The sequence below is a fragment of the Pseudomonas sp. MS19 genome (assembly GCF_013277615.1).
Classification (GTDB): domain Bacteria; phylum Pseudomonadota; class Gammaproteobacteria; order Pseudomonadales; family Pseudomonadaceae; genus Aquipseudomonas; species Aquipseudomonas marincola.
Genome location: NZ_VBTO01000008.1, coordinates 512,500 through 528,005, shown reverse-complemented (window position 1 = coordinate 528,005; position 15,506 = coordinate 512,500). Strand labels below are relative to the sequence as shown.

Genomic DNA, 15,506 nt, shown 5'->3' with positions numbered 1-15,506 from the left:
AAACCGCCCGCCTGATTAGCTGTTAATCAGCTAATCACTTGCTTACCAGCGTGCGCCAATCTGCGTGCGCGGCTGTTTTGCCGGTCACCAGATCAAAGTAGGCGGTTTGCAGTTTTTCAGTTACCGGACCACGGCGGCCCGCACCGATCTGACGACCATCCACTTCGCGGATTGGCGTTACTTCTGCAGCCGTACCGGTAAAGAACGCTTCATCGGCGATATACACCTCATCACGGGTGATGCGTTTCTCGATTACCTTCAGGCCCTGCTCTTCAGCCAGCGTGAGGATGGTATTGCGGGTGATCCCGTTGAGGCACGAAGTGACTTCCGGGGTGTAAACCACGCCATCCTTGACCAGGAAGATGTTCTCGCCAGAACCTTCGGCCACATAGCCTTCGGTGTCGAGCAGCATGGCTTCGTCGGCACCGCCGGAAATCGCTTCCTGCAAGGCCAGCATCGAGTTGATGTAATTGCCGTTGGCCTTGGCGCGCGTCATCGAGATGTTCACGTGGTGACGGGTGAACGAGCTGGTACGCACTTTGATGCCGACCTGCAGGGCTTCATCGCCCATGTAGGCGCCCCAGTCCCAGGCGGCAACAATCACCTGAACCTTCAGGCCGCTGGCGCGCAGACCCATGCCTTCAGACCCGTAAAACACCATCGGACGGATGTAGGCGCTTTTCAGGTTGTTTTCACGCACAGCCGCGCGCGTAGCTTCGTTGATCTCTTCTTTGCTGAACGGCATCTTCATGTTCATGATGTGCGCAGAATCGAACAGACGATCAGTGTGAGCCTGCAAGCGGAAAATCGCCGTGCCCTGAGGGGTATCGTAGGCGCGCACACCTTCAAACACGCCCATGCCGTAATGCAGGGTGTGGGTCAGTACATGGGTTTTCGCGTCACGCCACGGCACCAGTTCGCCGTCATACCAGATCACACCATCACGGTCGGACATCGACATAGTTGCAAGCTCCTCAATTCGATTGGTACAGACTGTTCGTACTCACCTGCCCGGAGGCGCAAACCACCCGACAGGCCAACATTCATTCAGGCTCAGCTCAGACCCAGCGCCTGCCAGATACGCATCACGCTGCGCCGTTGCTCATGAAACTGATCGCCACTGACTACTCCCGGCTGCTTCTGCAGCGCCTGCCGGTGAGCGGCTGAGCGATAGGTTTTGTAGGCCTCTTGCAACAGGCCGACATCTTCACTTGCCAGCACGCCTATTTGCTCAAGCCCCTCCAATATGCGGATATTGTCAGTGAACTCGAGCAATGAAGGGTGCTCGTGCGACCACGCCAAGGCCGCGTATTGCACCATAAATTCAATATCGACGATACCTCCCGCATCCTGCTTGAGGTCGAAGGCTTGCGCGGCGTCAAAGGCATTATCAGCCATACCGGCCTGGGTGGCGCGGGTCCCCAGATTGTCGCGCATCTTCGCGCGCATCTCACTGACCTCGGTGCGCAATTGCGTCAAGTCGCGTTTACGGCCCAAAACGGCGCCGCGCACGGTCTCGAATTTCGCCGCCACATCTTCACAGCCCACCAGTACCCGGGCACGCACCAGCGCCTGATGCTCCCAGGTCCAGGCCTCGTTTTCCTGATACCGCTGAAAGGCCCCAAGCGAGCTGACCAGCAGGCCAGAAGCTCCGGAAGGTCGCAGGCGCATATCCACTTCATAGAGCTGGCCAGAGTTGGTTTGCGTGGTCAGCAAGTGAATAATCCGCTGGCCAAGGCGGGTGAAAAACTGCGCGCTGTCGATCGACTTGGGCCCATCGGTTTCAGCTTGCGGGTCGCCATCGTGGATAAACACCAGATCCAGATCCGAGCCGTGGCCAAGCTCGATACCGCCAACCTTGCCATAGCCGACAATAATGAAGCCGGGATCACAATACGTGCCGTCGATGCGTTTAGGCGTGCCGTATTTTTGCTGGGTATGGCGCCAGGCCAGTGCCAGCACCTCCTCAAGAATGGCTTCGGCCAGCCAGGTCAGATAATCACTGACCTTCATCAGTGGCAGCGTTCCGGCAATCTCCGAAGCGGCTACACGCAGCCGATGCGCCAACTTGAAGTGGCGTAACGCCTCCATCTGCTGTTCGAGATCATCTTCGGGAATTCGCATCAGCCGTTCGCGCAACTCGGCAACCAATTCAGGTGCCTGCGGCGGGCTGAACAAGCGCCCTTCGTTTAGCAACTCATCGAGCAGCAACGGGAACCGGGTGATCTGTTCGGCAATCCACGGGCTTCCCGCACAAAGCGTGAGCAGGCGCTGCAAGGCACCGGGGTTTTCGGTGAGCAGCACCAGATACGCCGAACGCCGGGCGACGGCCTCGATTAACGGCATAACCCGCTCAAGTACTAAATCCGGATTGTCATGCTCCGCAGTCTGGGCCAGCAGGCGCGGGATGAATGCATCGAGCCGCTCACGCCCCAGACGCTGCATGGCGCGCACCTGATTACTGCTGCGCAGGCCAATCAAACGCTGCCACGCCGACTGCGCATCAGCAAAGCCGGCCTCAGTCAGCTGTCGGCAAGCGGACTCCTCATCCTGCGAATCTTCCCAGAGCGGAATCCAGTCGCCGCCAACAACTTCATCGGCATCGATACTTTCGTCTTCATCGGGATCGGCAATAACCTGACGGAAATGCCAGTCGATCCGTCCACGCCAGTGCATCAGGCAATCATGAAATGCCTGCCAGCTATCAAAGCCGACTATTAATGCAACCCGCGCACGATCGCGGTCATTATCCGGCAGCATCTGCGTTTGCCGGTCATCAATGGCCTGCATGGCGTGTTCGGTATAGCGCAAGAATTCATAACCCTGACGCAGCTCATCAGTGACTGCTGCCGGCAAGTAACCCTGCCCTTCCAGTGTTGCCAGCACCTTGAGCAGTGGTCGCTGCTGCAAGCTCAAATCACGGCCACCGTGAATCAGCTGGAAGGCCTGGGCGATAAACTCGACCTCACGAATGCCGCCAGAGCCGAGCTTGATATTGGCCGCCATGCCTTTGCGTCGCACTTCCTGCTGAATCAGCTGCTTCATGCTGCGCAGCGCTTCAATCGCCGAGAAATCCAGATAGCGGCGATAGACGAAAGGCCGCAACATTTCCAGCAGTTGCGCGCCAGCGGCCAGATCACCGCCCACTACGCGCGCCTTGATCATGGCGTAACGCTCCCAGTCACGCCCCTGATCCTGATAATACTGTTCCAGCGCATTGAAGCTCAGCACCAGCGCGCCCGACGAGCCGTATGGGCGCAAGCGCATGTCAGTACGGAACACGAAGCCATCAACCGTAATCGCATCCAGCGCCTTGATCAGTCGCTGGCCGAGACGGATAAAGAATTCCTGATTATCCAGCGAGCGCTTCACGCCTTCCGTTTCACCGCCCTCGGGATAACCGAAGATCAGATCGATATCGGAAGACAAATTCAGTTCGTGCGCGCCCAGCTTGCCCATGCCGAGAATGACCATGTGCTGCGCTTGTCCGGTACGCCGCCCGATTGGCGTGCCGAATTGCTCGCAATGCCCGACATAGAGCCACTGATAGGCCAGATCAATACAGGCGTCCGCCATATCTGAAAGATCGGCGCAGGTTTCCTTGAGGTCGGCCTGGCGGCTGATGTCGCGCCAGATAATCCGCACCTGCTGGCGGGCACGGAAGCGCCGCAAGCGGCTGCCCAAATCGTCTTCACTGGCGCAATCGGCCAGCCAGTCCTGCAACTGCTGGCGCATTTCACCGCCAGCCTTGCGCCGTTCAAGTTCACCGTCATCGGCCAGTTGCAGGAGCATCTGTGGATCACGCAGGCTTTGTTGCAAAACAAAATCACTGGCCGCCAACACGCGGCGCAGCGCTTCAAGGCGCTCAGCGGGCCAGGCAGCAAATTGCGCCAGGGCGCTATCACCCAACTCGGCCACGGCTGTACGCATGGATTGTTCGGCCGCAAGGGCAACCGATTGCAAAGAAACCGGTAAAGAGACCAGCACGGGCAAGCTCATGGTCTATCCTTTTTGTCGAGTTGTGAGCGCCAGTATTTATCACTGAACCCCTTGCAAACAGGGACTTACACTCAGAACGCAGTAATTAAATTGTAGTTTTGCTACTAAAGTTTGTAAGCAAAGGGCTGAAATTCGCGTAAATATGTAGTAAAACTACACAGCGCCGGTCCTACCCCCGGTACACCCAAGAATTGATGTGGCCCACTCACGAAGCCGGCCACGCATCCTGGCATCCGATTCTGGAAGCCTTTGAGCCCTGGAGCAAGCCATGCAAGACCTCGATCCCGTCGAAACCCAGGAATGGCTGGACGCCCTTGAGTCAGTCCTCGACCAAGAGGGTGAAGACCGCGCACATTACCTGATGACCCGTCTGGGTGAACTGGCAACGCGCAGCGGTGCACAGCTGCCTTACGCGATCACCACGCCATACCGCAACACAATCCCGGTAACCCACGAAGCACGCATGCCTGGCGACCTGTTCATGGAACGCCGCATTCGCTCGCTGGTTCGCTGGAACGCAATGGCAATGGTGATGCGCACCAACCTGACCGACCCCGATCTAGGTGGCCACATTTCCAGCTTCGCCTCCAGTGCGACGCTGTATGACATCGGTTTCAACTACTTCTTCCAGGCGCCGACTGATGAACACGGCGGCGACCTTATCTACTTCCAGGGCCATGTTGCGCCAGGCATTTATGCCCGTGCGTTCATGGAAGGCCGGATCAGCGAAGAGCAGATGATCAACTTCCGTCAGGAAGTCGACGGCAACGGCCTGTCATCTTATCCACACCCTTGGTTGATGCCTGACTTCTGGCAGTTCCCGACCGTGTCGATGGGCCTTGGCCCGATTCAGGCGATCTACCAGGCGCGCTTCATGAAGTACCTGGAAGACCGTGGTTACATCCCAGCTGGCAAGCAGAAGGTCTGGTGCTTCCTGGGCGATGGCGAATGTGATGAGCCGGAATCGCTCGGCGCCATTTCGCTGGCTGGCCGCGAGAAGCTCGACAACCTGATCTTCGTTATCAACTGCAACCTGCAGCGCCTCGATGGCCCGGTTCGCGGCAACGGCAAGATCATTCAGGAACTCGAAGGCGTATTCCGCGGTGCTCAGTGGAACGTCAACAAGGTTGTATGGGGCCGCTTCTGGGACCCACTGCTGGCAAAAGACACCGACGGCCTGCTGCAGCGCCGTATGGATGAAGTGATCGACGGTGAATACCAGAACTACAAGGCCAAAGACGGCGCCTTCGTTCGTGAGCACTTCTTCAACTCGCCAGAACTCAAGGCGATGGTTGCAGACCTTTCCGATGACGAAATCTGGAAGCTCAACCGTGGCGGCCACGACCCGTACAAGGTTTATGCGGCTTACCACGACGCGGTCAACCACAAAGGTCAGCCAACTGTCGTTCTGGCCAAGACCATCAAAGGTTACGGCACCGGTGCTGGCGAAGCCAAAAACACCGCGCACAACACCAAGAAGGTGGACGTCGACAGCCTGCGCAAATTCCGCGATCGCTTCGACATCCCGGTCAATGACGATCAGCTGGAAAACCTGCCGTTCTTCAAGCCGGAAGAAGGCAGCGCCGAAGCCAAGTACCTGTCCAAGCGCCGCGAAGCACTGGGCGGTTTCGTGCCGCAGCGCCGCGCCAACAGCTTCAGCATTCCAACGCCGCCGCTCGACACCCTGAAAGCGATTCTGGATGGTTCGGGCGACCGTGAAATTTCGACCACCATGGCCTTCGTGCGGATTCTCGCGCAGCTGGTCAAGGACAAAGAACTCGGCCAGCGCATCGTCCCGATCATCCCGGACGAAGCCCGTACCTTCGGTATGGAAGGCATGTTCCGTCAGCTCGGTATCTACTCGTCTGTAGGCCAGCTGTACGAGCCGGTCGATAAAGACCAGGTAATGTTCTACCGCGAAGACAAGAAAGGTCAGATTCTCGAGGAAGGCATCAACGAAGCCGGCGCGATGTCCTCGTTCATCGCCGCGGGCACCAGCTACAGCTGCCACAACCAGCCGATGCTGCCGTTCTACATCTTCTACTCGATGTTCGGTTTCCAGCGTATTGGCGACCTGGCCTGGGCCGCTGGCGACAGCCGCACCCGTGGCTTCCTGATCGGCGGTACTGCTGGTCGCACCACGCTCAACGGTGAAGGTCTGCAGCACGAAGACGGTCACAGCCACATCATGGCGGCGACCATTCCGAACTGCCGCACGTTCGATCCAACCTATGGCTACGAGCTCGCGGTGATCATCCGTGAAGGCACGCGCCAGATGATGGAAGAGCAGCAGAACATCTTCTATTACATCACCGTGATGAACGAAGCCTACCAGCAGCCAGCCATGCCTGAAGGTGCCGAAGAAGGCATCATCAAGGGCATGTACCTGCTCGAAGAAGACAGCAAAGAAGCCGCGCATCACGTCCAGCTTCTGGGTTCCGGCACGATCCTGCGTGAAGTTCGCGAAGCGGCGAAAATCCTCCGCGAAGAATTCAACGTGGCATCTGATGTCTGGAGCGTTACCAGCTTCAACGAACTGCGCCGCGATGGCCTGGCTGTAGAGCGTCGCAATCGCCTGCACCCGGAGCAGAAGCCAGAGCAGTCTTATGTCGAGCAGTGCCTGACTGGCCGTAAAGGTCCGGTTATCGCCAGCACCGACTACATGAAGTTGTTTGCTGATCAGATCCGCCAGTGGGTCCCAAGCAAAGAGTACAAAGTGCTCGGCACCGACGGTTTCGGCCGCAGTGACAGCCGCAAGAAGCTGCGCCACTTCTTCGAAGTCGACCGTAACTGGGTCGTGCTGGCAGCTCTTGAAGCCTTGGCAGACCGCGGTGATATCGAACCTAAAGTAGTGGCTGAAGCCATTGCCAAGTTCGGCATCAACCCTGAAAAAATCAACCCACTGGACTGCTAAGGAGCGAAACGATGAGTGAATTGATTCGCGTACCCGACATCGGCAGCGGTGAGGGTGAAGTTATCGAGTTGTTCGTCAAGGTCGGCGACCGCATTGAAGCCGACCAGAGCCTTTTGACCCTTGAGTCTGATAAAGCCAGCATGGAAATCCCGGCGCCTAAAGCCGGGGTTATCAAAAGCATCAAGGTCAAACTGGGCGACACCCTGAAAGAAGGTGACGAACTGCTTGAGCTCGAAGTAGAAGGCGCCAGCGAAGAACCTGCCAAAGAAGCCGAGCCTGCCGCACCTGCGCAGGAAGAGGCGAAAGCAGAGACCAAAGCTGAGGCACCTGCTCCGACAGCGGCTGGCTCCAGCGTTGAAGAAGTACGCATTCCGGACACCGGTTCAGATGCCAAGGGCAAGATCATCGAGATCTTCGTCAAGGCCGGCGACACCATCGAAGTTGATCAATCGTTGATCACCCTCGAATCGGACAAAGCCAGCTTTGAAGTGCCGTCCCCGTCTGCGGGCGTGGTTGAAAGCGTTGAAGTCAAACTCGACGACGAAGCCGGCACCGGCGACCTGATCCTCAAACTGAAAGTGGCAGGCAGCGCTGCACCGGCTGCGGCCGCCGCCAGTGAGCCAGCTAAAACACCCGCCGCCGCGCCTGAAAAAGCAGCTGCTCCGGCCAAGGCTGCAGGCTCTTCGGTTGAAGAAGTACGCATCCCGGACACCGGTTCAGACGCCAAGGGCAAGATCATCGAGATCTTCGTCAAGGCCGGCGACACCATCGAAGTTGATCAATCGCTGATCACCCTCGAGTCGGACAAAGCCAGCTTTGAAGTGCCATCGCCGTCTGCAGGTGTGGTGGAAAGCGTTGAGGTCAAACTCGACGACGAAGCCGGCACCGGCGACCTGATTCTCAAGCTGAAAGTGGCGGGCTCTGCTGAAAGCGCACCTGCTGCTGAGCAAGCGCCTGCTGCCGCGCCTGAAAAAGCCCCGGCGAAGGCTCCAGCGCAAGCGCCTGCTGCATCAACACCAGCACCGGCTGCTTCACCGGCAGCCAAAGGCGCGAAAGTGCACGCAGGCCCGGCAGTGCGTCAGCTCGCTCGCGAGTTCGGCGTTGAGCTTGGTGATGTGCCTGGCACGGGCCCTAAAGGGCGTATTCTCAAAGAAGACGTGCAGGTTTACGTCAAATCGATGATGAACAAGGCCAAGCAGGCGCCTGCGGCAGCAGCGGCTACTGGCGGTGCTGGTATCCCAGCGGTTCCGGCAATCGACTTCAGCAAGTTTGGTGAAATCGAAGAAGTTCCGATGACTCGCCTGATGCAAATTGGCGCTGCCAACTTGCATCGCAGCTGGCTCAACGTGCCTCACGTCACCCAGTTCGACTCGGCAGACATCACCGAGCTGGAAGCCTTCCGCGTTGCGCAGAAAGCGGTCGCGGAAAAGGCCGGCGTCAAGCTGACTGTGTTGCCACTGCTGCTCAAGGCTTGTGCTTACATGCTCAAGGAAATGCCGGACTTCTGCAGCTCGCTCGCGCCTAGCGGCAAAGCGTTCATCCGCAAGAAGTACGTGCACATCGGCTTCGCTGTAGACACCCCGGACGGCCTGCTGGTACCGGTTATCCGTGATGTTGACCAGAAGAGCCTGTTGCAGCTTGCAGCCGAAGCAGCAGACCTTGCTGACAAGGCCCGCAACAAGAAACTGTCGCCGGATGCCATGCAAGGCGCCTGCTTCACCATTTCCAGCCTCGGTCACATTGGCGGCACCGGTTTCACACCGATCGTCAACGCCCCTGAAGTTGCGATTCTGGGTGTCAGCAAAGCCACCATGCAGCCGGTCTGGGATGGCAAAGCTTTCCAGCCAAAACTGATGCTTCCGCTGTCTCTGTCCTACGATCACCGCGTGATCAATGGCGCTGCTGCAGCCCGTTTCACCAAGCGCCTCGGCGATGTGCTGGCGGATATCCGCACCATGTTGCTGTAACGCTACCCTGTTGTACCTATCGAGCATGCCACGCTCGTTCCTCAGCCCCGCCTATTGGCGGGGTTTTTTATGGGCTATTTATCAATCATGGCGTCGAGCGCCGCACACTCTGAACAGTTGAGTTTTGCCGTGTTGCTTGGCGTGATGGCGGTCAACCAAGCCGGAACCGATGTGCGAGATACTTGAAATCAAGACCAGACAGACACGACCACGCCAACAGCGTGATTTTTTACAGAGCACCGCAAGGGCTCTAGCCCGTGCGTGACTGGGAAAGGGTCTTGCAGAGGAAACATTCGGCTAAACATATTCCGCCATGCGCCACCTCTGACAACTGCACTATTGTTGAGACCTTCTGCCCCACAGTGACGTGGGAAGCCAATTTGTTTGGCCAGCATATGGAACGTGAAGCCAGCATGAGAAATGTCCCAAGATCGCTATCAGATCCGCCTACAGTGAAAGCTGCGCCGCCGGAAGCATCACCGGGGCTGGATATCATCAGCTTCGAACGCCGGAACCTGAAAACCTGGCCGATGCTCAGCATTGATAACGCCTGCAAAAACAAGCTGGGGTTATCGGCCGCGCAACTCTGCACAGACGCCAATCAGCAACAACCGCCCACGGCGTTCGCCAGCCTGATGGACTCGGATACGCGCGAGCACTTGCATAAGGTGATTCAGGAACAGTTGCAGCAGCAGTCGCTGTATCTGGTGAGCTACACCGTGAATACCGCCAATGGGCAGCTGCATCTCAAGGAGCGGGGAGAGCTGATCGTGCAGGACGGGCAACCGGTATTGCGCGGCTACCTGTTGATCGACCTGCCCCTGACGCCCGAGCTTGGCAGTTGGCCGATTCAATTTCGCGATATTGAGAGAAGCCCCCGCGCCGTGGTGATCTTCAACAAAAACGCGCAAATCGAATACGTGAACCCCGATTTCACCCGGATGACCGCCTACACGGCGGCCGAAATGCACGGGCAGCCCATTCGTCAGCTGATTGCCGCAGACGCTGAAAGCCAGGCACTGGATATCGAGGCGCATTTCAACGCCCGCAATAACTGGCAAGTGGAGTTCAATTGCCGGCGTAAAGATCAGCTGCCACTCAGGTGTCTTCTGTCGGTTTCCAGACGCGTCAGCGCCTGTGGTCGCTTTACCTACTTCGTAGGCACCTATGAAGATGTGGGTGAGCAGCACAACGAACAGGAAAGCATGGACAAGCTGGCGTTCACCGACCCGCTCACCGGGCTGGATAATCGCTACGGCTTTATCCGTGAGTTGGAACAGCATTGCGCGAACAGCGGCAGAACCGTGCTCGGTCTGCTGCTGGTGGATATCGATAATTTCAAGCGCATCAACGACAGCATGGGCAATGACGCGGGCGATCAATTATTGGCCAGTCTGGCCGAACGGTTGCGCAGCAGCGTCACTGGCAACTGCGTGATGGCGCGCATCGCCAGCAATGAATTTGCCATCCTGCTCGACGGTTTCAGTACCCGCCAATGTCAGGCGATTGGCTTGCAGATACTGCACACGCTGGAGATGCCGCTGACGCTGGACAACCAGCAGATAGGCGTGACCGCATCCATTGGTCTGGCCATTGATACCGGCACCCAAACCAAGCCACAGGCGCTGATGCGACATGCCGGGCTGGCGCTGCATAAAGCCAAGGCCAATGGCAAAAATCAGCTCCACACCTTCACTCCCGAGCTGCATACCGCGGCAGACTACAAGCAGTTCGTCGAAAACAACCTGCGCCTTGCACTGGGCCAGGATGCGCTAAAGGTTTTCTACCAACCCAAGTTTTGCCTGAAGCGCGGCCGTTTGGTTGGTCTGGAAGCGCTGTTACGTTGGTATCACCCGCAGAAAGGCCTGATCAATCCCGATCAGTTTATTGGCGTCGCCGAAGAGACAGGAATGATCGTGTCCATCGGCAAATGGGTCGCGCGTCAGGCCTGCAAAATGAGTGCGCAACTGCGCGATGCCGGATTCGTCGATTTGCCGATTGCGATAAACATGTCGCCACGCCAGTTTGCAGATCCGGATCTGGTCGACTGCTTGAAGTCGATTCTCATGGAAGAGCAAATGCCGGCGAAACTGCTGGAAATAGAACTCACCGAGAACCTGCTGCTGGAAGCCACCCACAGCACCCACACCCAGTTGGCCGAACTCAAGAAATTGGGGATCACGCTGGCCATGGATGACTTTGGCACCGGCTACTCATCGCTCAGCTACCTGAAGAAATTCCCGATTGATGTGATCAAGATCGACCGCAGCTTCATCAAGGATATTCCGCAGAGCAAAGACGACCGTGAAATCACTTCAGCCGTCATCGCCATGGCCCACAAGCTCAAACTTACAGTCGTTGCCGAAGGCATCGAGACCCAGGCGCAATTGAAGTTTCTCCGTGACCAGCGCTGCGACATTGGCCAGGGCTACTTGTTTGATCCGCCCATATCCGGCAGCACACTCATCACTCACTTGCAGCACTACGCAACGACGCCCAAACGCTAGACAAGACAACCGTGCAGACGCCGCCAAACCTGCAGTACACTGGTCGATGAATAATCCGCATGTAACGCCACGCCAATGCAGTGGTCTACTTGCAGACAGACACATAGATTGAGGGATGGCACATGGTTCTGCGTTCGCAAATTCTGGCTCACAAACTTGAGCTGCCTACGGCCGAACAAGCATTGCCGGGGCGCGATACCCCGCTGGCAGTGCCCGACGCCCACTATGTCAATGGCAACCCGTTGCAGGCGCCCTTCCCGGCTGGCATGCAAATGGCCATTTTCGGCCTCGGTTGCTTCTGGGGTGCGGAACGCCGCTTCTGGCAACAACCTGGCGTTTATACCACCGCGGTGGGTTACGCGGGCGGCCATACGCCGAACCCGACGTATGAAGAAACCTGCTCGGGCCTCACCGCGCACGCGGAAGTTGTGCTGGTGGTTTTCGACCCGAAAGTAACCAGCTACTCGGCGCTGCTGAAAGTGTTCTGGGAGTCGCATAACCCAACGCAAGGCATGCGTCAGGGCAATGATCAGGGCAGCCAATACCGCTCAGCGCTATATTGCTTCAATGAGGAACAACTGGAACAGGCCGAAACCAGCAAGCAGGTTTACCAGGCAGAACTCGACAAGGCCGATGCCGGGGAAATCACCACCGAAATTGCTATGGCGCCGACGTTCTATTACGCCGAGATTTACCATCAGCAGTATCTGGCGAAGAACCCGGGAGGCTATTGCGGGATTGGCGGCACCGGTGTCTGCCTGCCAGCGTAACTGATGGCGCGCGCCCGCTTCGGGCGCCTACCTGCTACAGCGCACTCAGCTCAAGACCTGCACAAAGGCTTGAGCTGAGCGTGCCGAGATTACTCAGCGATCAGCCAGTCCAGACGCCAGCTGCTTTCACTTTGAGCCAGTCGTTTGGCAAGCCAGGGCAGAATTTGGCGCAGCTCGTCTTCCAGCCCCCAAGGCGGATTACTGATGACCAGACCAGAGCCGTTAAGGCGCTGAGCATCATCGCCCGGATGCACGAACAACTCTGCGCGCAGCAACTTCGGCGCGTTGCTCTTGCTCAAGTCGTTGTAGAAGCGGCGTAACTGGCGCTCATCCTTGATCGGGTACCAGATGGCGACGATAGCCTGACGCATACGACCGATTGCATCATTCAAGGACTCAACACAACGCTCCAACTCATCGGCCTGCTCAAACGGCGGATCGATCAGCATCACCATTCGTTTTTCCTGAGTAGGCAACAGCGCGCGCGGCACATACCAGCCCTCCCCGAGATGCACGGCTGTGCGCCGGTCATGCGCCATGTTCTCTTTCAGCAGGCGACCGTCTTCAGGGTGTTTTTCGTTGAACTGCAGGCGATCCTGCTCACGGCTCAGCTGGCGCGCCAACTCGGGCGAGCCCGGGTAATAGCGCAACTGACCGTCCGGATTCATCGCCCGCAGCACACCGAAGTACTCATTGAACGCCGCCGGCAGATCATCTGCCTCCCAGAGCCGGCCAATGCCGTCACGCCATTCACCGGTGCGGGTAGCCTGATCGGCCGTCAAATCGTACAAGCCAAGCCCGGCATGGGTATCGAGGTAGGCATAAGGCGCCTCCTTGCGAGACAGCAACAGCAACAGACGGCTGAGCACCAGGTGCTTGAGAACATCGGCGTGGTTGCCGGCATGGAAGGCGTGACGGTAATTCATGAAAAGGCTCCTTGAAGCCCGATAGTTTAACCGTTTGCTGAGTTTTCGCCTTGCCTGTTTGGCTGCAAAACCGATGAGCGCAGCGTCTGGACAACCTCAGGAGCCCGCGACTTAAGTCGTAAAACTGCGGAAAAATTGGCATCACCCGCACAACTGCCGTTATGGTTTAGCCCGCCAAAAGACGGACCTGCGATGAGAACACTGCCTGACACACTGCCCAAACACTCAATTTTCCTTGCCCTGCTGGCGGGTGCCAGTGCGCTGATGGTGGTTCACGGCCTCGGCCGTTTTGCCTACACACCGCTGCTCCCCTACCTGGTAAGCGATGGCCTGCTGACGCTGGAACAAGGTGCGCGGGTGGCGACCTCAAATTACATTGGCTATCTGCTTGGCGCCCTGCTCGCACTGGTTCTGCATGCACCGCAGCGAATGCGTATCGCCCTGCCATTGGCGCTGATCGTAAACACCTTGGTAACTTTTGCGCAGGTAGGTGCTGATTCTTACCAAAGCCTGCTCTGGCTGCGCCTCGCCAACGGCATCAGTAATGGCGTGGTGTTTGTGCAAGCGCCGGCATTGGTACTTGAATGGCTGGCCCAGCACCAGCGCACGCGGCTGAGCGGCCTGATCTATCTGGGCCTCGGCGGCGGTTTGTTACTGTCCAGCGCTACCGTTTCCTGGCCCGCACAATGGCTCAGCGGTGCGGCGCGCTGGTGGCCGATGGCGTTGCTGAGTATTCCGCTGGCACTCTTGAGCATCGTGCTGCTCAGGCGCCTGACGATCCAGCCGCAAGCAAACGTTCATACGCAGAGCCGTACATCGCTGTTCGACCGCGCCAGTATTCCACTGTTTCTGGCGTATACCGGGGCCGGGCTGGGCTACATCCTGCCGATGACGTTCCTGCCTTCACTTGCCCGCGAGCAACTACCCGCCAACGACCCGTTACTGAGTGGCGCCTGGGTATGGACCGCAACAGCCAGCCTGGTTTCGATAGCCTTATGGAATAGCCTCGGCGCGCGCCTGGGTGATCGCCGCGCGCTGGTGTGCAATTACGCAGCGCAGGCATTGGGCGCTGCTGCACCGATGATATGGCCGGGCGCATTCGGCATCGTGATGTGTGGCGTGCTGGTGGGCGGCAGTTTTATCGGCACGGTTTTCCTGACTCAGCGTCTGGCCCGCACCCTTCACCCGCATCAGGGCCCGCGCCTTTCCGCAGCACTGATTGCCCTGTATGGCGCCAGCCAGCTACTGGGGCCGTGGATTTGCGCGCAGGCGCTGGAGAGTGGCGCCACGCTCACTCAGTGCTTCGGCATTGGTGCCGGTGCGCTGCTTTGGGGGTTATGCTGGACGTTAATGATTCCACGCACAAAGGATGCAACCTGATGAGCCTGACCGAACTGCTTGGGGTAAAACTACCGATTATCCAGGCGCCGATGGCGGGCGCCCAAGACCATCGCCTGGCGGCAGCTGTATGCCAAAGCGGCGCACTCGGCTCCTTGCCTGCCGGCATGCTCGACGCCAATGGCTTGCGGCGGGAACTAACAGCCCTGCAGGCGCTCACAGACGTGCCCTGCAACGTCAACTTCTTCTGCCATCAAATGCCGGCCGCCGACCCGGTTCGCGAACAACAATGGCGCGAGTTGCTCCAACCATTTTTCACCGAGTACGCAATCGATCCTGAAAACATTCCTGCCGGCGCCAGCCGCCTGCCCTTCAGCAGCGAAATGGCCGACGTACTGGATGAATTGCGCCCTGCCGTGGTCAGCTTTCACTTTGGCCTGCCGGCTCCTGAGTTGCTGGCACGGGTAAAAAGCAGCGGCGCAAAGATTCTCGGTTGCGCCACGACAGTTGCCGAAGCGCGTTGGCTTGAAGCACGAGGCGTGGATGCGATTATTGCTCAGGGCCTCGAGGCTGGCGGACATCGCGGAATCTTCCTCGACATGGACCTCAGCACCCAGCTCAGCACGCTGGCACTGGTTCCGCAGATTGTTGCCGCCGTCAGCATTCCGGTGATCGCTGCCGGCGGAATCAGCGATGCAGCCGGCGTAAGCGCAGCGATGCAACTAGGCGCCGCAGGCGTGCAGGTTGGCAGCGCCTACTTGCTCACGCCCGAGGCAACTATCAGCAGCGTGCATCGCGCGGCCCTGCAAAGCCCAGACAGCGCTAAAACAACACTGACCACCCTGTTCAGCGGTCGTCCGGCACGCGGAATCGTCAATCAACTTATCCGGACTTTAGGCGCGCAACCTGACCAGGCACCTGAATTTCCACTGGCCAGCGCGGCCATTGCACCGCTGCGCAGCGCAGCCGAGAAACTCGGACGTGGCGACTGCTCACCGCTCTGGGCCGGGCAAAACCTGATGGGTTGCAAGGCCGTGCCCGCCGCACAGATCACTGCGGCTTTGGCTGCAGGATTAAGCATGTGA

The 15,506-nt window shown here is 58.2% G+C and carries 9 protein-coding genes; 6 read left to right on the top strand and 3 right to left on the bottom strand.

Going from position 1 to position 15,506, the window contains the following annotated elements:
- Positions 1–34: 34 nt before the first annotated feature.
- Together ilvE and glnE are read right to left on the bottom strand one after the other, a co-directional pair.
- The gene (ilvE, locus tag FEZ62_RS09605) at positions 35–961 is read right to left on the bottom strand and encodes a branched-chain-amino-acid transaminase (RefSeq protein ID WP_069898329.1); all 927 of its coding nucleotides are present in this window, start codon (positions 959–961) and stop codon (positions 35–37) included.
- A gap of 92 nt (positions 962–1,053) precedes the next feature.
- A complete protein-coding gene (gene glnE, locus FEZ62_RS09600) occupies positions 1,054–3,999 on the bottom strand; it encodes a bifunctional [glutamate--ammonia ligase]-adenylyl-L-tyrosine phosphorylase/[glutamate--ammonia-ligase] adenylyltransferase (protein ID WP_172927496.1) in 2,946 nt (981 codons plus the stop codon).
- A gap of 268 nt (positions 4,000–4,267) precedes the next feature.
- Between glnE and aceE the strand changes: the two genes are divergently transcribed.
- From aceE to msrA, 4 genes are all read left to right on the top strand, one after another.
- Positions 4,268–6,913 (top strand): pyruvate dehydrogenase (acetyl-transferring), homodimeric type, encoded by a 2,646-nt coding sequence (gene aceE / locus FEZ62_RS09595; protein WP_069898331.1) that lies wholly within the window; start codon positions 4,268–4,270, stop codon positions 6,911–6,913.
- Positions 6,914–6,924: 11 nt separating this feature from the next.
- Positions 6,925–8,880, top strand: coding sequence for a dihydrolipoyllysine-residue acetyltransferase (aceF, locus tag FEZ62_RS09590; RefSeq protein ID WP_172927495.1), 1,956 nt, complete (start codon positions 6,925–6,927; stop codon positions 8,878–8,880).
- A 452-nt stretch (positions 8,881–9,332) separates the two neighbouring features.
- Positions 9,333–11,387 carry a GGDEF domain-containing phosphodiesterase gene (locus FEZ62_RS09585; protein WP_172927494.1) on the top strand — a complete coding sequence of 685 codons (2,055 nt, stop codon included), beginning with the start codon at positions 9,333–9,335 and terminating at the stop codon, positions 11,385–11,387.
- A gap of 122 nt (positions 11,388–11,509) precedes the next feature.
- Complete coding sequence (msrA, locus tag FEZ62_RS09580; protein WP_172927493.1) at positions 11,510–12,157, top strand: peptide-methionine (S)-S-oxide reductase MsrA; 648 nt, start codon at positions 11,510–11,512, stop codon at positions 12,155–12,157.
- Between the two features lie 89 nt (positions 12,158–12,246).
- On the opposite strand, the gene rlmJ is transcribed toward msrA, so the two are convergent.
- The gene (gene rlmJ, locus FEZ62_RS09575) at positions 12,247–13,083 is read right to left on the bottom strand and encodes a 23S rRNA (adenine(2030)-N(6))-methyltransferase RlmJ (protein ID WP_069898334.1); all 837 of its coding nucleotides are present in this window, start codon (positions 13,081–13,083) and stop codon (positions 12,247–12,249) included.
- Positions 13,084–13,275: 192 nt separating this feature from the next.
- Here rlmJ and FEZ62_RS09570 point away from each other — a divergent pair, with 192 nt between their 5' ends.
- Complete coding sequence (locus FEZ62_RS09570) at positions 13,276–14,463, top strand: YbfB/YjiJ family MFS transporter (RefSeq protein ID WP_242454920.1); 1,188 nt, start codon at positions 13,276–13,278, stop codon at positions 14,461–14,463.
- Positions 14,463–15,506 carry a nitronate monooxygenase gene (locus FEZ62_RS09565; RefSeq protein WP_172927492.1) on the top strand — a complete coding sequence of 348 codons (1,044 nt, stop codon included), beginning with the start codon at positions 14,463–14,465 and terminating at the stop codon, positions 15,504–15,506. The genes FEZ62_RS09570 and FEZ62_RS09565 overlap by 1 nt, the downstream gene beginning before the upstream one ends.

Coding starts and splice junctions, on each gene's coding strand:
- ilvE (WP_069898329.1), bottom strand. CDS start 961: ATGTCGATGTCCGACCGTGATGGTGTGATCTGGTATGACGGCGAACTG.
- glnE (WP_172927496.1), bottom strand. CDS start 3,999: ATGAGCTTGCCCGTGCTGGTCTCTTTACCGGTTTCTTTGCAATCGGTT.
- aceE (WP_069898331.1), top strand. CDS start 4,268: ATGCAAGACCTCGATCCCGTCGAAACCCAGGAATGGCTGGACGCCCTT.
- aceF (WP_172927495.1), top strand. CDS start 6,925: ATGAGTGAATTGATTCGCGTACCCGACATCGGCAGCGGTGAGGGTGAA.
- msrA (WP_172927493.1), top strand. CDS start 11,510: ATGGTTCTGCGTTCGCAAATTCTGGCTCACAAACTTGAGCTGCCTACG.
- rlmJ (WP_069898334.1), bottom strand. CDS start 13,083: ATGAATTACCGTCACGCCTTCCATGCCGGCAACCACGCCGATGTTCTC.
- FEZ62_RS09570 (WP_242454920.1), top strand. CDS start 13,276: ATGAGAACACTGCCTGACACACTGCCCAAACACTCAATTTTCCTTGCC.
- FEZ62_RS09565 (WP_172927492.1), top strand. CDS start 14,463: ATGAGCCTGACCGAACTGCTTGGGGTAAAACTACCGATTATCCAGGCG.